The 16,434-nt window shown below is 71.2% G+C and carries 13 protein-coding genes; 11 read left to right on the top strand and 2 right to left on the bottom strand.

Annotated features, from left to right (window positions below):
- Complete coding sequence (locus Q0Z83_RS31120; protein WP_317786800.1) at positions 1–303, top strand: hypothetical protein; 303 nt, start codon at positions 1–3, stop codon at positions 301–303.
- 75 nt (positions 304–378) lie between these two features.
- On the opposite strand, the gene Q0Z83_RS31115 is transcribed toward Q0Z83_RS31120, so the two are convergent.
- Positions 379–858 (bottom strand): hypothetical protein, encoded by a 480-nt coding sequence (locus Q0Z83_RS31115; protein ID WP_317786799.1) that lies wholly within the window; start codon positions 856–858, stop codon positions 379–381.
- Positions 859–1,232: 374 nt separating this feature from the next.
- On the opposite strand from Q0Z83_RS31115, the gene Q0Z83_RS31110 reads away from it, so the two are divergent.
- Positions 1,233–2,423: an NHL domain-containing protein gene (locus Q0Z83_RS31110; RefSeq protein ID WP_317786798.1), complete on the top strand. Its 1,191-nt coding sequence runs from the start codon at positions 1,233–1,235 to the stop codon at positions 2,421–2,423.
- On the opposite strand, the gene Q0Z83_RS31105 is transcribed toward Q0Z83_RS31110, so the two are convergent.
- Positions 2,410–3,843 carry a dihydroorotase gene (locus tag Q0Z83_RS31105; RefSeq protein ID WP_317786797.1) on the bottom strand — a complete coding sequence of 478 codons (1,434 nt, stop codon included), beginning with the start codon at positions 3,841–3,843 and terminating at the stop codon, positions 2,410–2,412. The two genes, Q0Z83_RS31110 and Q0Z83_RS31105, sit on opposite strands and share 14 nt — an antisense overlap.
- 81 nt (positions 3,844–3,924) lie before the next feature.
- Between Q0Z83_RS31105 and Q0Z83_RS31100 the strand changes: the two genes are divergently transcribed.
- From Q0Z83_RS31100 to Q0Z83_RS31060, 9 genes are all read left to right on the top strand, one after another.
- Positions 3,925–5,115, top strand: coding sequence for a CaiB/BaiF CoA transferase family protein (locus tag Q0Z83_RS31100; RefSeq protein WP_317786796.1), 1,191 nt, complete (start codon positions 3,925–3,927; stop codon positions 5,113–5,115).
- Positions 5,116–5,118: 3 nt separating this feature from the next.
- Positions 5,119–5,970 (top strand): cyclase family protein, encoded by an 852-nt coding sequence (locus tag Q0Z83_RS31095; RefSeq protein ID WP_317786795.1) that lies wholly within the window; start codon positions 5,119–5,121, stop codon positions 5,968–5,970.
- Positions 5,963–7,339, top strand: a complete 1,377-nt coding sequence (locus Q0Z83_RS31090; RefSeq protein ID WP_317786794.1) for an MmgE/PrpD family protein — start codon at positions 5,963–5,965, stop codon at positions 7,337–7,339. Before Q0Z83_RS31095 ends, Q0Z83_RS31090 begins: the two co-directional genes overlap by 8 nt.
- Before the next feature lie 227 nt (positions 7,340–7,566).
- Positions 7,567–9,213 carry a hypothetical protein gene (locus Q0Z83_RS31085; RefSeq protein ID WP_317786793.1) on the top strand — a complete coding sequence of 549 codons (1,647 nt, stop codon included), beginning with the start codon at positions 7,567–7,569 and terminating at the stop codon, positions 9,211–9,213.
- Between the two features lie 74 nt (positions 9,214–9,287).
- Positions 9,288–10,259: a WxL protein peptidoglycan domain-containing protein gene (locus Q0Z83_RS31080; protein ID WP_317786792.1), complete on the top strand. Its 972-nt coding sequence runs from the start codon at positions 9,288–9,290 to the stop codon at positions 10,257–10,259.
- Positions 10,256–11,332 (top strand): hypothetical protein, encoded by a 1,077-nt coding sequence (locus tag Q0Z83_RS31075; protein ID WP_317786791.1) that lies wholly within the window; start codon positions 10,256–10,258, stop codon positions 11,330–11,332. Before Q0Z83_RS31080 ends, Q0Z83_RS31075 begins: the two co-directional genes overlap by 4 nt.
- Entirely contained in the window at positions 11,329–12,666 is a 1,338-nt protein-coding gene (locus Q0Z83_RS31070; RefSeq protein ID WP_317786790.1) for an ABC transporter substrate-binding protein, read from the top strand. The genes Q0Z83_RS31075 and Q0Z83_RS31070 overlap by 4 nt, the downstream gene beginning before the upstream one ends.
- On the top strand, positions 12,656–13,387 hold the full coding sequence (locus Q0Z83_RS31065; RefSeq protein WP_317786789.1) for an ABC transporter ATP-binding protein: 732 nt from the start codon (positions 12,656–12,658) through the stop codon (positions 13,385–13,387). The genes Q0Z83_RS31070 and Q0Z83_RS31065 overlap by 11 nt, the downstream gene beginning before the upstream one ends.
- The gene (locus Q0Z83_RS31060; RefSeq protein ID WP_317786788.1) at positions 13,387–16,425 is read left to right on the top strand and encodes an ABC transporter permease subunit; all 3,039 of its coding nucleotides are present in this window, start codon (positions 13,387–13,389) and stop codon (positions 16,423–16,425) included. The genes Q0Z83_RS31065 and Q0Z83_RS31060 overlap by 1 nt, the downstream gene beginning before the upstream one ends.
- Positions 16,426–16,434 lie beyond the last annotated feature (9 nt).

The raw sequence follows: 16,434 nt of genomic DNA, 5'->3' as shown, positions 1-16,434 counted from the left end.
ATGTCCCACCCCGATGACGAACCGGCGCTGGACGTCACCCATGGCGACGTTGCACTTTCCCGACACCTTCGCCGGTCCCTGCGAATTCTGCGGGACCGTAGCGACAACGAGCAGTTTCACCGGCTGGTCGACGATGTGCTGAGCGGGCAGGTCGGCCTTCGAGAGGTCTGCCACACCGATGCATTCGCGGCCGGTGTCGGTGCCGGCGTACGCGAGTTCGCGCGGCGCTGGGAGCGTCTGAGCGACGCGGAACGGGAAGAACTGGCAGAGCCGTGCCCACGCCCCGGGGTCAGCGGCCGATGAGGGTGCCTTGCGGGATGACGACGCGGTTCGCGCGGCTCTGGCTGGACTTCAGATCCGGTTGACGATCCGTCGACCTCACCCGAGTCGGTGGGTGAGCTGCCGATGGAATTCCTCGTTCGGCGAGTCGATGTGGACCGTGGTGCCGTCCGGGCCCATCCGCATCCGGGCGAGCCGTTCCCAACTGCCGTAGTGGTACGGCCACGGCCACAGCACGGTCGCCGCCCCGAAGCCGACCAGGAACGGAAGAACGGCGAGCGGACTGCCGGTCTCGGTGCTCCGCACCACGACCGCGGCGACCACGATGGTCGCGAGCCCACCGAACAGCAGCGCGGCGGCGGCCGCCCGCCCGGTGACCCGCCGCCGCGCACAGGCGGCGCAGAGCGGCCATTCCCGGACCCGCACGGTCCGCGGATCCGGCTGATTCCCGGGCGCATCCGTGTCCGGCCGAAACTTGATCACGAAGTCCATGCCCTCCACCGCGGGCAGCCCATGCAGCACACAGACACCGGCCACCGGCCCGCCACCCTCGAGAACCTCCACCGGAATCTCGACCACGTCCAAGCCTCCGTTTCCTCCATGCGGCACGCTATCGATGGCGTGCCGGCGAGACGCGGAGGATGCCGACGTCGTAGTGCTCACGAAACCGCCGGATCGCGCCCGGCTCGATGGTGACGTGCCAGTCGGTCGATCCGGTCGTCCGGATGTGCAGAATCGCGAATGCCGCAATCGCCGTTGCCGGTTGCCCGAATCTGATCATCGGATGATCGCCGGTTCGCGATCATGCCGCGTAGAAGATCACCTGGATCGGTGTTGCCGGGATGCATGTGTCAGCCCTCGCCGGGAGAGGACAATCACCGAACCGATTGATGAAGAACGACGTATGCGGTCGTGTGCGGTACACAAGAGTCGTGACAGCGAGACGCCTTGCCGTGGCTGTTCCAGCGGTGCTGGCGATTCTGCTGGTTTCGGTGCCGGTGGCTGCGAGGCCGGATATCGGAGCGTTGCTGCTCGCGGTGGGTGACGGTACCCCGGGCTTCTCCGGCGATGGTGGACCGGCGAAGGCCGCACGGCTCAACAGACCTTACGGAGGGGCCGTCGCTCCGGACGGCACCCTCTACATCGCGGACACCGCCAACCATCGAGTCCGGGCGGTCACACCGGATGGGGTGATTCGCACCGTCGCGGGGGACGGGTCGCCGACCGGGACGGAAGGCCCGATCCCGGCAGGGGCCAGGGGCACTGCCATCTCGCTGGCGCTCCCCGGTGAACTCGCCATCGGCAGCGACGGAACGCTGTTCATCGCGGATGGACCCGCGTTCCGGGTCTACGCGCTGGCGACGGACGGAACGATCTCGCTGAGCCTGGACTCCGCCACCGGGCGGGATGTGCTCGACCGTCCGATGCGATTCCCGCGCGGGCTGGCCGTGACCGAGAGCGGCACTGTCTATGTGTCCGACCGGGAGAACAACCGGGTCGTCGCGATCACCTCGGATGGTTCGGTCCGCGTGGTCGCCGAGGTCGTCGCCCCGAACGGTCTTGCCGTCGATGGTCAGGGTGATCTCTGGATCGCCGCGCAGGATCTCTACCGGATGCGCGGCGAGGTGTCGTCCCCGATTCTCGAACCGAATCCCGGTCGGTGGACCGCCGGCGACGGCTCTGCCCCGGTGCCGCCGGACGACGCTCTGGGTAACGTGCGTTCGGTGGCGGTCCAGGCGGCCGATGTTCACGTGGTGGATGAGGCGCGGCACGCGATACGTGGGCTGCGTACGGATGGAACGGTCCGCACCGTGGCCGATCTCGGAACGGTGAGCCTTGATGCCGGCCCGCTCGACCTGGCATCCGGAGCCGCCGCGGGCAGCAGGGTCTATCTGATCGACATGGTCGGCAGCCGGGTCTACCTGGTGGACGCATCGCAGCCGGTCCCACCCGCGGCGCCGGAGCGGGACCCTTTCCGGCCGTGGCTACCGGGGGCCGGCGTGCTCGTCCTCGCCGTGGCGGCCGTGGCCGTGGTGCCGCGGCGCCGACCATCACCACCGCGACCCGGGCGCAGATCATCGGAGGACTGCACCCCGCCCGATGAGGTGGGCGGGGTGCAGGCCCCGGGCGTCAGCGGGCGATGAAGGTGCCCTGCGGGGTGCCCAGGACCTGGCCGTTCTGGTAGGCCAGGTGGCCCCGCAGGATGGTGGCGACCGGCCAGCCGCGTACCTTTCGGCCCTCGAAGGGGCAATGGTCCTGGCCGGACAGCAGCAGGTCGGTGGTCACCTCCTGCTCCAGGTCGGGGTCGATGATGGTCAGGTCGGCGTCGTAGCCGACCAGCAGGTTGCCCTTGCGGCCGTCCAGGCCGTAGGCGCGGGCCGGGTTCGCCGACACCAGTTCGGCGACGCGGGCCGGGGAGAGGCCCCGCTTGTGCATGCCCTCGCTGATCAGGATCGGGTAGAGGAGGGCGGTGCCGCCGAAACCGGGGAGGGCCGGCCACAGTTCGTCGCCCTTCTCCTCCTCCAGGCAGCACGCGTGGTCGGAGGCGACCCAGCCGACCGTGCCGTCGACGACGCCCGCCCACAGGGCCTCGGTGTCGGCCTGGGTGCGGATCGGCGGGTTCACCTTGCCGCCGAGGCCGCCCTGCGCGTCCAGTTCGTCGTGGGTCAGGCACAGGTGGTGCAGGGTCACCTCGAAGCGCATGTCGACCTCGGGCATCGCGGCCCGGGCCTCGCGCGCGGCGGCCAGGGCCTCGCCGGATGACAGGTGCAGCAGGTTGATGGCGCAGTCGGTGGCCCGGGCCAGGGTGGTGGCCTCGCCGATGGCGACACGTTCGGTCAGCGGCGGGCGGGCGTCGGAGTACGCCTTCAGGGTCTGCGGGTCGCCGTTCTTCCGGACCCGGTCGATGAACAGGCGCATCAGTTCGGCCTGCTCGCAGTGCAGCGACAGGGAGACGCGGCGGTCGGCGGAGCCGTTGGCGGCGGCGACCGCCTCCATCAGTTGGTAGAGGTGGCCCAGGTCGTACTCGTCGCTCATGGTGAAGGCCTTCGCGTCCCGGGAGTTCGCCGAGAGGTTGAAGCCCTTGTAGAACATGTAGTACTTGAAGCTGCTGACGCCGCTCTGCTCGACCAGCGATGACACCTCACCGACCTGGGCGGTGTCCATCGGCGCCAGGTGGAAGCCGTAGTCGGTCCACGCGTGCCCCGCGACCGAGTCGAGGACCTCGGGGAAGATGTCGGCGTACGCACCGGTCTTGTTCAGGTAGTGCTGCCCGGTCCGGAAGTAGGACAGCACCGTGGTCGCGCCGCCGACCAGTGACGACCGGGTCTCCTCGGCCGCGTCGACCGCCAGCGGGCGGTAGATGCCCAGGTGGAAGTGGGCATCGACGGCGCCGGGGAAGACCAGCTTGCCGGTGGCGTCGACGACCTGCGCGGCGTCGGATTCGTCGAGAGACAGGGCGATCGCGGCGACCTTGCCGTCCTTGGTGGCCAGGTCGGCCCGGATCGTTCCCAGGTAGGGCACGACCAGGGTGCCTCCGCGTACCAGCAGATCGTAACGGCTCATCAGGCGACCTCCGTGCGCACCAACTGTTTCGCACACAGTAACGAGGTTTCCCTTAATGGAACAGAGCGGTTAGGGTGTGGCATGCGCAGCCCCCTTGAGGGAGTACGTGTCATCGACGCGTCGACCCTGTTCGCCGGACCCCTGGCCGCGACGATCCTCGGCGACTACGGGGCCGACGTGACCAAGATCGAGCACCCCGGCAAGGGCGACCCGGCGCGCGGCCACGGGCCGTCGAAGGACGGGGTCCCGCTTTGGTGGACGATGCTGGGCCGCAACAAGCGCACAGTGAATCTCAATCTAGGCCACGAAAAAGGCGCAGAAGTCCTGAAAAAAGCGCTGAATCGGGCGGATGTGCTGATCGAGAACTTCCGCCCCGGCACCCTGGAGCGCTGGGGTCTGGCGCCGGACGAGCTCCACCGGATCAACCCCAAGCTGATCATCGCCCGCGTCACCACGTACGGACAATTCGGGCCGTATAAGAACCGGCCCGGCTTCGGCACCCTCGCCGAGGCGATGAGCGGCTTCGCCGCCATCACCGGCGAGCCGGACGGCCCGCCGACCCTGCCCCCGTTCGGTCTGGCCGACGGCATCGCCGCGATCACCACCGCCCAGGCGATCATGACGGCGCTGTACGACCGGGACGTCCACGACCAGCCGGGCCAGGTCATCGACCTCGCCATCGTCGAGCCGATGCTCACCGTCCTCGGCATGCAGGCGATGGTCTACGACCAGCTGGGCCGGGTGCAACGCCGGACCGGTAACCGTTCCGTCAACAACGCCCCGCGCAACACCTACCGGACCGCGGACGGCCGCTGGCTGGCCATCTCGACGAGCGCCCAGGCCATCGCCGAACGCGTGATGCATCTGGTCGGCCGTCCGGAGCTGATCGACGAGCCGTGGTTCGCCACCGGGGTGGGCCGGGCCGAGCACGCCGACGTCCTGGATGAGGCGGTCGGCGGCTGGATCGCCGCCCGGGACGCGAAGACGGTGACCGACGAGTTCGAGAAGGCGCAGGCCGCGATCGGCCCGGTCTACGACATCGCGGACGTCTTCACCGACCCGCAGTTCATCGCGCGCGACTCGGTGACGACCGCGCACGATCCGACACTCGGGCCGGTGCGCATGCCCGGCCCGCTGTACCGCCTGTCGCAGACGCCCGGCTCGATCCGCTGGACCGGCCGGCCGCGCGGGGCGGACACCGACGATGTGCTCGCCGGCCTCGGTTACGACGAACTCCAGCGGGCGGCACTGAGGGCCGAAGGAGTCATCTGAACCATGAAGGTATTCGATCTGGCGCAACCGATGCGCCGGGGTATGCCACAGTCGCCGAACCATCCGGCGTACACACACTCGCTGGTCCGGCGGCACGGTGACATGGTGCGGGCGGGCGGCGGGTCGGCCGCGAACGACATCCTGGTGATGGGCACGCACGTCGGCACGCACGTCGACGCGCTGGCGCACGTCTCGCAGGACGGCCTGCTGCACGGCGGGGTGGTCGCCGCCGACGTGCAGTCGGACGCCGGCTTCGCCCGGCTCGGCATCGACGAGTTCGCGCCGTTCGTCGGCCGCGGCGTCTTCCTCGACGTGGCGAAGGTCCACGGTGTCGAGGTGCTGCCGCCCGGCTACGAGGTGACGCCGGACGATCTCACGGCCGCCGCGGGCGACCTCGAGATCAACCACGGCGATGCGGTGCTCATCGGGACCGGCTGGTCACGGCGGTTCGGCGACGGAGATTCCTTTCTCGGTACGGTCGACGGGGTCCCCGGTCCCGGTGAGGCGGCGGCGCGCTGGCTGGTGAAGCGCGGGGTCGCGGTGACCGGGGCGGAGACGATCGCGTATGAGCGGATCGCCCCGGGAGCCGGGCACGCGAGTCTGCCGGTGCACCGGATCCTGCTGGTCGAGGCGGGTGTCAACATCGTCGAGACGATGCTGCTGTCCGGCCTGGCCGACGCGGGTGTGACCGAGTTCCAGTTCATCCTCGCGCCGCTGAGGCTGGTCGGCGCGACCGGTTCACCGGTGCGCCCGCTGGCGGTGGTCCACGGCGTGACCGACTGCACCGAGCGGCAATCGGCCACGCCGGACCGCCGCGTCGCGGGCGAGGGTCGGGAGGGCATGCCCGATGACTGAGTCTCTCGCGCGGATCCTGGGCGGGTTCGCGGCGAAGGTCGACCCTCCGGAGCAGGTCCGTGCGGACGTGCCGACCCGGATCCTCGACGTGCTCGGGAACAGCCTGGCGGCGTACGCCGAGAAGGACGCCGACGCCGCACCCGCGGCACTCGCCGCGATGAGACGCTGGGCCGGCGTGCCGGAGGCGACCGTGCTCGGCTACCGGGACCGGTTGCCGGCGCCGAACGCCGCGTTCGTGAACGGGGTGCTCGCGCACTCGCTGGACTACGACGACACGCACCTGCCGTCGGTGCTGCACCCGAGCGCGTCGGTGGTGCCGGCCGCCCTGGCCGCGGCCGAGGCGGGCGCGCCGGGTGACCTGATCGCCGCGATCGCGGCCGGCATCGAGGTGACGAACCGGCTCGGCATGGCCGGCTGCGACCCGGACACCGGCGCGAACCTGTACTTCGAACGCGGTCAGCACGCCACCTCGATCTGCGGCACGATCGGCGCCGCGGTGGCCGTGGCCCGGCTGTACGACCTGGACGCCCAGCGGATCGCCGACACCATCGGGATCGCCGCCTCGATGGGCGCCGGTGTGCTGGAGGCGAACCGGACCGGCGGATCGGTGAAACGCGCCCACTGCGGCTGGGCGGCACACGGCGGCGTGGTCGCGGCGACCCTGGCGGCCGAGGGGCTGACCGGGCCGCCGACCGTGCTGGAGGGCCGCTTCGGGTTCTTCACGGCGCACACCGGCCGGTTCACCCCGGAGGCCGTCACGGACGGGCTGGGGGAGCGGTGGGAGTTGCTGCGGACGGTGTTCAAGCCGTACCCCTCGAATCATTTCACCCACGCCGGGATCGACTGCGCCCTGGCCCTGCGCGCCGCCGGTCTGGATCCGGACGATGTGGAGAGCGCCGAGCTCGGCGTCGCCGAGCCGGTGTTGCGGACGATCGCCGAGCCGGCCGCCGACAAGGCCCGGCCGCGTACCGGCTACCACGCGAAGTTCTCCGGCCCGTACACGCTCGCGGTGGCCCTGACCGGCGGCGGCGGGCTGGGTGTCGGCCTGGACGACTTCGCCGAGCTGGATCCACGTCGGCTGGAGCTGGCGGCGAAGGTGCGGATGTACGCCGACCCGGCGGCCACCGCGGCGTTCCCGCGTGCGTTCGCCGGGGTGTTACGGGTGCGGACCAGGTCGGGGGCGGTGCTGGAGCACCGGGTGGACAGTTCGCGCGGCGGTCCGGGCCATCCGTTGAGCGCGGCCGAGGTGGACCGGAAGTTCACCGGCAACGCCGGTCGTGCGATGCCCGTCGATGCGGTCGCGGCACTGTCCACAGCGGTCCGGGCGCTGGCGTCGGGTGGACCGGTTTCCGCGGTGTTTCAGGCCTGACTCGCCAGCCTGCGAAAACTGGAAACGCTGTATCGCAGGGCGGGAAAAGGCTGGTCGGTGGGTTGACATGAGTGTTGCGGACTGAGTTTATAGATCCCACGCAGAAAGAAAACGCCGTTTCCACTAGGGAAACGGAGAGGAGACTGGATGCGTACCGCGCGCTAGAACATCACCGTCGCCCGGCGGCGGGGATGCACCCATCCGAGAGAGGGGACGCGGCACCAACCATGAAACCCACAGTTCGTAAGGTCCTGATCGCGGCGGCAGTCGTGCTGGCCGGCGTCACAGTCGTCCAGGCGCCCGCCGTCGCGTACGGTCCGACCGCCGATTCCCTCGGGTGCCGGATCTACTTCAGCGACGCCGGCACCGGCTCCTCCCCGACCACGTGGGCGGACACGTTCACCCTGACCCAGACTCCGGCCACGCCGAAGCCGGGCCAGACGGTGACCGTGTCGTTCACCGCCGCGGAGGGGTCCACCAACGGCCCGGTTCCGCTCACCGCCGGTTCGGTGCCGGTGGCCGTGACCGTCGGGATCTCCGGATCCCAGACCGGCACGGTGACGCTCAACCAGGCGAACTACCCGTCCACCGCGGTCGCCGCGGCCGCGAAGCTCGGTGGTTTCACCGCCACCGGGTCGTTCGTCGCCGGCTCGGCCGGTTCCCTGAGCCTCACCGTCAAGCAGGTCAAGTTCGCCAACTCCACGGCGTCCACCTACTGCTCGGCGGCCGGCGACCGGGACCACAAGGCGGCCCCCGCCGACACCACCATCGTCCAGCCGGTCACCGTCTTCGACGGTGGCGCGACGATCACCTCCATCACCGGCCAGACCGGCGTCACCGCCGCCCGGGCCGGCAACACGATCAACTTCGCGGTCACCGGGCTCGCCCCGAACGCGTCGCTCACCGCGACGCTGACGGACACCTCCGGTGGCGGTACGGGTGACGGCAGCGGCACCGGCACGACCGGCGCGACCGGCGCCGGCACCGGGTCGATCCAGGTTCCGGCGGGCGCCGTGACGGGCGCCCGGGCGGTGGCGGTCACCGACGGCACCAACACCGTTCTCGTATCCATCACGATCCTCGGCACGCCGGCGATCACCATCACGCCCACGGGCGGCGGCGCCGGCACGGTCGTCACCGTCAAGGGCACCGGCTTCAACCCGGGCGGCACGGTCACGGTCGGCGGATACAAGGCGCTCACCGGGGCGCCGCCGCCTCCGGCCACCTCCGACGCGGCGGTCACCACCACCGCGACGGCGACCGGCGGGATCACCGCCTCGTTCACCGTCAACGACCCCGCGACCGCCTGGATCGGCGCGTCGTCGGGACAGCTCTTCGCGCTCGCCGCATGGGTTCCGTCAGCGGACTCCTGCATCGCCGCGACCGGCAACGTCGACGGGGAGTGTGACCTCACCTACGAGCTGTCGCAGACCGTGACCGGGGGCTCGCTCGCCCAGTCCCGCGGGGCCGGATCCAGCGCCATCACGTTCGACGGGGTGACCCTCAACGGCACGGCGCAGACCGCCACCGCCGACCTGCCGGTGATCAACGTGACCGACTACCGCGGCAGCACCTTCGGGTGGGACCTGACCGCCGAGGTCACCGACTTCACCGGGGTACCGGCCGGCACCATCCCGGCCGACGCCCTCACCTGGACGCCCGCCTGCGTCGCGCATCCCGGGGCCACCAACCTCGTGACCGCGACCGCCGGCGCCGCCGGGGAGAAGGTCAACGCCGCAACGCTCTGCAAGGGCCCGGAGAACACCGCCGGCACCGGTGGTTCCTTCGACGCCTCGGCCGAGCTGGCTCTCACGGTGCCCGGGCTGCAGCTCGCCGGCACCTACACGGCGACGCTCACGCTCACGCTGAGCTGACCCGTTCCACGGGTGGGGACGGCCGCCACCGTCCCCACCCTCCCCCCTGGACCGTTCCGCCTGAAGGGACGATCATGCGGATTGCCGCAGCTGCCCTTGCGCTGGCCGCGCTGTTGTTCGTCCCGGCCACCCCGGCCCGGGCCACCGGCAACGGCGAGTGGGCGGTGACACCCACTCCGGCGAAGAACCCCGGCCCCACCCCGCGCCTCTACTTCTTCCTCGACGCGAGCCCCGGCCAGACCATCCAGGAGTCGGTCCGGGTCACCAATCTGGGCAAGGAACCCCGATCGTTCGTGATCTACGGTGCCGACGCGTACAACACGGTCAAGGACGGCGGCTTCGCGCTGCGCACCAAGGACCGCGCCCAGGTCGACCTGGGCGCCTGGGTCAGCTCGGTGGTCGGCAACGTCACCGTGCCGGCCGGGGCCGGCGCCGACATCCCGTTCACCATCACCGTGCCCGCCCAGGCCACCCCCGGCGACCACGTCGGCGGAGTCGTCGCCATGGAGTCCGAGCCGAGCGCGACCGCCGACGCCTCCGGGGCGACCGTGCGCATCCAACGGGCCGTCGGTGCCCGCGTCTACCTGCGGGTCGCCGGCACCGTCGTACCGGGCCTCTCGGTGTCCGGACTGGACGTCGACATCGACTCGCCGCTGCTGCCGGTCCCGGCGCGCGGCGACCTCACCTACCGCGTCGCCAACGTCGGCAACGTGCACCTGATGCCGGCCGCCACGGTCCGGGTGACCGGCCTCTTCGGCCACCAGATCACGACCACCGGCACGCTCCCGTCCAGCGACATGGTGCCCGGTGCCGAAGGACGGTTCAGCATGCGGGCCGAGGGCGTGTGGCCGTTCGACGTGGTCACCACGTCGGTCGTGGTGAAGGCCGACGGCGGTGTCTACGCCCGTAGGAGCGTCCGCTCGTTCGTCTGGTCCTGGACCGGGGTGGCCCTGCTCGTGCTGCTGGTCGGCGGGGTCTGGTGGAGCGCCCGCCGCCGGATCCGCAGCCGCGAGGCCCGGCCGCGCGGTCTGGTGGCCGCCGGATGAGACGCGCTGTCGTGCCGGCCGCGGTGACGCTGCTGGCGCTGCTCGGTTCCGGCGTCCCGGTCCAGGCCGGTGGCCTGGTCGCCCGGCTGTCGGCCACCGAGGCCGCGCCCGGCGAGAAGATCCGGGTCACCGGTGAGGGCTGGGAACCGGGCCGGTTGCTCCAGTTCGTCACCTGCGGCGAGGGCGGCGTGACCGGCTCGGTGGCCTGCGACACCCGTGGCGCGCTGGCCACCCCGGTCGGTGAGGACGGCGCATTCGTCGTCGACCTGACCGTCGGCGAACCGCCCAAGGCCTGCCCCTGCGTCATCCACGTGGCGGCGGTCCAGGGCGACGCCGACGCCGTGGTCGATCTGCCGATCACCCTGACCGGCCACGCCGTCGGCCAGGTGCCGAAGAGCGCCGACCCGGTCCGTCAGCTGATCGTGCAGGACGTGCGGCTTACCGGCGGCACGGTGGCCGCCTGGTTCGGCGCGCCGGACGAACTCACCCTGATCTACACGATCCGCAACCCGACCACGTCGACGCTGGTCAACGCCACCGTGCAGGCCCGGCTCGGCGGGGGCGGCGACGACAACGTCTTCTACCGGGAGACGATCACCGACCTCGGGCCGGGGCAGAGCCGCACCCTCCAGGTGCCGGTCGAGCTTCCGTTCGCCGCATTCGGCCGATACGTGATCCAGGTCGACGTCAGCGGCCTCGCACAGGCACGGGTCACGCTTCAGGCGTACCCCTGGGGCCTTCTCCTGATCAATGTCTTCGGTCTGGTGCTGATCGCCTGGGGTGTGCTGCGGCGGCTCCGCCGGCGCGGCACCGAACCGGCGTGGGCCGACCCCACCCGCACCATGCTGCCGTCCGTGGTCCGGCTCGGCGGCCTCGGCGCCTTCCTGGTCTTCGACGACGCACCCGGCGCCCGGCGGCTGCGCCGGATGGCCGGCGCCCAGCTCAGCCTCGACCACCTGCGGCACATGCTCGGCTCGGATCACGGGCCGGGCGGCGGCGACTCGGTGCTCGACCTGAACGCGCTCGGGCACGTGATGGCCCGCCGCTACCCGCATCCTCCGGAGGAGCAATGACGACCCGGCGCATCGACTGGCCGCTATTCGTCCGGATCGGGGCCGTGCTGACGGTCGCGGTCCTCGCGTACACCAGCTGCGGCACCCTGATGCCCGGCGCCGGCAGTGCCGTCTCCCCGTCCGGCGGGGTCGGTCCCGGCGTCACCGACGACAGCGTCAAGGTCGTCTTCATCGGGACCGATCTGACCGCGACCGCGTCGATGACCGGGTTCAAGAACGCCGACGTCGGCAAACCCGAGGAGCAGGTCGAAGCCCTGGCGGCGTACGTCAACGCGAACGGTGGCATAGCCGGCCGCAAACTCGACGCGGTCTACCGGGAGTACGAGGCCAGCAAGGACTCCCCGGCCACCGAGACGGCGCTGTGCAGCCAGATCACCCAGGACGACAGGGCCTTCGCGGTGGTGCTGACCGGCCAGCTGCAGTCCAACGCCCGGCCCTGCTACGCCCAGCGCCGCACGCTGATGCTCGACGCCACCCTGATCGCCGACGACCGGGCCACGTTCACCCAGCTCGACCCCTACCTGTGGACCGCCACCTACCCGGAGTACGACAGGTTCGCCACGTCGTTCCTGGCCGTGCTGATCCGGGAGAAGTTCTTCGAGGGCCGGACCGAGGCGGGGCTGATCGCGGCGGACACCCCGGCCAACAAGTCGATCTTCGACAAGCTGGTGGTGCCGTCGCTGCGGGAGATCGGGGTCACCGTCGACGTCTCGTGGATCGACACGACCAGCCTGGGCACCCTCAACAGCGGGCTCTCCCAGGCCGCGGTCGACCTGCGCGGCAAGCGGATCGACCGGGTGTTCTTCCTCGGTGGGGCCCGGATCGCGCCGTTCTTCATGACCAGCGCCAAAGCCCAGAGCTTCACCGCCACCTACGGCGTCTCCACCTTCGACAGCCCGATCTTCATGGTGAACAACCCGGGAACGGTGCCGCCGGAATCGCTCAAGGGCATGATCGGCATCGGGTTCGCGCCGGCCGGTGACGTGCCGGACAGCCGGTTGGAGTTCCCGGCCACCGACGCCGAACGCCAGTGCCTGGACATCTTCCGCCAAGCCGGCATCTCGTTCCCGAAACGGGAGAACGCCCGGGTCGCCTTCACCTACTGCGACGCCACACTCCTGCTCCAGAAGGCCGCCTCCGGTCTCGGCCCGAACCTCAACGCCGCCGCCTGGGGCGAGGCCGCACGGCAGGTCGACTTCACCACCGCGGGCGGGTTCGGCGGGAAGATCGGCGCCGACGGGTACGCCGCGGGCACCGGATACCGGGTGCTCAAGTACGACACCGGCTGCTCCTGCTTCACCTACCAGGGCGAGGTGACTCCCCTTGGCGAGTGACGACGTACTCCTGCAGGTCGACGGCCTGTCCGGCGGATACGGCTCGATCCAGGTGCTCTTCGACGTCGGGCTGACCGTCCACCGCGGCGAGACCGTGGCGCTGTGCGGGCCCAACGGGGCCGGCAAGTCCACCCTGGTCCGGATGATCGCCGGGCTGAACCGGCCGAGCACCGGAACAGTCGTCCTCAACGGCCGCGACATCACCGGTGTGCCGGGCGCCGAACGGCCGAGGCTCGGCCTGTCGACGGTCATCGGGCAGCAGGCGTTCGGGTCGCTGTCGGTCCGCGACAACCTGCGCATGCACTGCTATCCGGTGCCCGGCCACGAGGAGAGACCGGACACCGCGGTCGACGGGGCGCTCGCCGTCTTCCCCCGGCTACGGGCCCGCGCCGACCAGCCGGCGTCCACCCTCTCCGGTGGGGAACGGCAGATGCTGGTGCTCGCCAAGACCCTCATTCAGCGGCCGGACGTGCTGCTCATCGACGAGTTCTCGCTCGGGCTGGCGCCGGTCGTGGTCGGCGGCCTCCTCGAACTGATCCGGCGGCTGGCCGCGGTCGGGGTGGCGACGCTGCTGATCGAACAGTCGGTGAACGTGGCGATGTCGGTCGCCGACCGGCTGCTCTTCATGGAGCACGGCACGATCATCGCCGAGCACACCCCGGCCGAGCTGCGCGCCTCGCCCGACCTGGCCCGCCGCCTCGTGCTCGGAGGGCATGCGTGATGAACCTCGGGGGATTCGACTTCGGATTCGACCGGCTCACCGTCGGGCTGTTCACCGGACTCACCTACGGGCTGCTCGCGATCGGGCTGGTGCTGGTCTACCGGTCCAGCCGGTTCGTCAACTTCGCGCACGGCGCCATCGGCGTCTTCGGAGCGGCGGTCCTCGCCCGGTTCGCCACCGGGATGCCGTACTGGCTGGCCTTCCCGATCGCCGTCGCGGTCGCCGGCGGGCTCGCCGCGGGCACCGAGATCGTCGTCGTCCGCCGCCTGTACCGGCGGCCCCGGGTGATCGGCATGATCGCCACCCTCGGCCTGTCCCAGTTCATCCTGGTCCTGGCGCTGCTGGTGTCCCGGGACAGCTTCTCCGGCACCACCTACCCGAAACCGCCGGGCCTGCCCGCCTTCAGCATCGGCACCACCGCCGTCGGCTCCTCGCTGACCGCGATGCTGCTGCTCACCCCGGTGCTGCTGGGCGCGCTCGCGTACTTCCTGCGGCGCACCAGATACGGCATCGGCATCCGTGCCGCCGCCGACCACCCGGACGCCGCCACCGTCAACGGCGTGCCCGCGCCCCGGATGGCCACCCTGGCCTGGGCCGTCGCCGGTGGCATCGCCGCGTTCTCGGCCATCCTGCTCACCCCCACCCAGGGAGTCCAGTCGATCGAGTCGCTCGGCCCCCAGCTGCTGCTGCGCGGCCTGGCCGGTGCGGTGATCGCCCGGATGACGTCGCTGCCGATCGCGTTCGGCGCGTCCCTCGGCGTCGGCGTCCTGGAACAGATCCTGCTCTCCCGCGAGGGCGCCGGTCTCGTCGACGTCGTCCTCGGCCTGGCCATCCTGATCGCACTGCTCAGGCAACGGCCGGGCGGCCGCCGCGACGAGCAGTCCGCCCCCTGGCCCCGGCAGGAACGCCGGGCCCCCACCACCGCCGCGAAGATCGGACCGGCCGTACTCGCGGCGTGCGGCGTCGGTCTCGCCTACGTGGTCAGCAACGCCACCGCGACGATCCTCACCACCATCTGCGGATACACCCTGGTCGCCCTGTCGGTGATCCTGGTGACCGGCATCGCCGGTGAACTCTCCCTCGGCCAGTTCGGCTTCGCCGGCATCGGCGCCGCCGTCTCCGTCCAGATCGCCGTGCTCACCGGCGACATGTTCCTCGGTGTGGTCGCCGGATGCGCCGCCGGAGCCGTCGCGGCGGTCCTCGTCGGCGTCCCGGCGCTGCGGCTGCGCGGCGTCGCCCTCGGCGTCACCACGCTCGCGTTCGCACTCGCCACCAGCGGCTGGCTGCTGCGCCTGCCGTGGCTGCTCGGCGACGGGCTGGACGTCCCCTATCCGGTGTGGCACGACTACCCGGTCAGCGTCGCCACCGACTACTACCTGTTCGCGCTGCTGCTGCTCGGTCTCGGCTGGTGGGTCACCGCGCGCCTCGGCGGCGGCGGCTTCGGCCGCCTTCTCCTCGCCCTGCGCGACAACGAAGAGGCGGGCCGGGCCCTCACGGTCACCGCACCACTGCGCAAACTCCAGGTGTACGCGGTAGCCGGCGCCCTGGCCGGACTCGGCGGAGTCGTGATCGGTTTCAGCCAGTCCCAGCTCAGCATCAACAACTTCCCGGCCGCCGCCAGCATCGACGTGGTCGCCATCGCCGTGGTGGGCGGTCTGGCCCGCACCGGTGGCGCGCTGCTCGGTTCGGCGCTGATCGTCGGCCTGCCGTTGCTCTTTCCGCTGGGGATTCCCGGCCAGGCCGTGTTGACGCTGGGCTGGCTCCTGGTGGTTCTGCTGCTGCCGGACGGGCTGGGCGGCCTCCTCACCGACGGCATCCCACGCCTGTGGCGCCGCCTGACCGCCCGCCTCCGCCTCCGCGCCCGTGCCACCACCCGCCTCCGCCCCGGAGCCCGAGCCACCAGCGCCGTCGCCAGTGGTGAGGCCGGCGCCGGCGCCGCCACCACACCGGCCCGCATCGGTGTCGAGACCGCGAGCCCGTTGCCGGCTTCGATCGGCCGGACCGCAGACCGGTCGACGCCCGCGGACGACGACGCTGAGCGACAGCTCGACGACCCGGCCGCCGTGCTTTCCGCGGTACCCGGCGACGGTTCCGCCGAGGACGTTCCGGACAGCACCGGGGGCGGGGTGGCGGCCTCATCGGCTGGGCGGGAGACGACGGCCGTACCGCCGCGTGGGGTTGATCTTGATCCTCCCCGTCTGTGGAACATCGGGCGGTTGCCGGCCGAACCGCTGGTGCCGGGGGAGTTCTCCGCGCCGTTGCTGGAGGTCGGTGGGGTGCGGCGGTCGTTCGGTGGGGTGCGGGCCGTGCAGGATGCCACGTTCACCGTCACCGAAGGGGAGATCGTCGGGATCATCGGGCCGAACGGCGCCGGCAAGACCACGCTCTTCGAGATCCTCGCCGGATTCACCGCGGCCGACGGTGGGGTGATCCGCTACCAGGGGAGACAGGTCACCTCGTGGACGCCCGAGCGGCGGGCCCGATCGGGCCTGGTGCGGTCGTTCCAGGACGCGCGGCTGTTCCCGGCGATGACGGTCCGGGAGAACGTGATGGTCGCCGCCGAATGCGGGTCGCCGGTCCACCTCGGACTCGACGTGATCGGCGACGACAGATCAGAAACGGTCAAGGCGGCGAGTGCCGACGCCGCCCTGCGCGCGATGGGCCTGGACTGGCTGGCCGATCGGCCGGTCGGGGAGCTCTCCACCGGCACCCGCCGCGTCGTCGAACTGTGCTGCCTGCTCACCCTGCGTCCCCGGCTCCTGCTGCTCGACGAGCCGTCGTCGGGTCTCACCCAGGCCGACGGGAAGGCGCTCGGCGACCTGATGCTGCGGGTCCGGGCCGAACTCGGCACCACGATCCTCGTCATCGAACACGACCTGCCGCTGCTGTCCCGGGTCGCCGACCGGCTGATCGCCATGGACGCCGGAGCGGTGATCGCGCAGGGACCACCGGACGAGGTCCGCAACCATCCCGCGGTCGTCCTGTCCTACCTCGGCACCGACGAGGCTGCCGTGGCCCGGTCCGGCGACCTTTCCTGATATGGAGGT

This window comes from Actinoplanes sichuanensis, assembly GCF_033097365.1.
Classification (GTDB): Bacteria; Actinomycetota; Actinomycetes; order Mycobacteriales; family Micromonosporaceae; genus Actinoplanes; species Actinoplanes sichuanensis.
The sequence above is the reverse complement of the archived record's forward strand: the minus strand, read 5'-3'. Positions and strand labels throughout refer to the sequence as shown.

What these genes read in the sequence shown, in the direction of transcription:
- Q0Z83_RS31120 (WP_317786800.1), top strand. Translation starts at nt 1, where the DNA reads ATGTCCCACCCCGATGACGAACCGGCGCTGGACGTCACCCATGGCGAC.
- Q0Z83_RS31105 (WP_317786797.1), bottom strand. Translation starts at nt 3,843, where the DNA reads ATGAGCCGTTACGATCTGCTGGTACGCGGAGGCACCCTGGTCGTGCCC.
- Q0Z83_RS31100 (WP_317786796.1), top strand. Translation starts at nt 3,925, where the DNA reads ATGCGCAGCCCCCTTGAGGGAGTACGTGTCATCGACGCGTCGACCCTG.
- Q0Z83_RS31095 (WP_317786795.1), top strand. Translation starts at nt 5,119, where the DNA reads ATGAAGGTATTCGATCTGGCGCAACCGATGCGCCGGGGTATGCCACAG.
- Q0Z83_RS31090 (WP_317786794.1), top strand. Translation starts at nt 5,963, where the DNA reads ATGACTGAGTCTCTCGCGCGGATCCTGGGCGGGTTCGCGGCGAAGGTC.
- Q0Z83_RS31085 (WP_317786793.1), top strand. Translation starts at nt 7,567, where the DNA reads ATGAAACCCACAGTTCGTAAGGTCCTGATCGCGGCGGCAGTCGTGCTG.
- Q0Z83_RS31080 (WP_317786792.1), top strand. Translation starts at nt 9,288, where the DNA reads ATGCGGATTGCCGCAGCTGCCCTTGCGCTGGCCGCGCTGTTGTTCGTC.
- Q0Z83_RS31075 (WP_317786791.1), top strand. Translation starts at nt 10,256, where the DNA reads ATGAGACGCGCTGTCGTGCCGGCCGCGGTGACGCTGCTGGCGCTGCTC.
- Q0Z83_RS31070 (WP_317786790.1), top strand. Translation starts at nt 11,329, where the DNA reads ATGACGACCCGGCGCATCGACTGGCCGCTATTCGTCCGGATCGGGGCC.
- Q0Z83_RS31060 (WP_317786788.1), top strand. Translation starts at nt 13,387, where the DNA reads ATGAACCTCGGGGGATTCGACTTCGGATTCGACCGGCTCACCGTCGGG.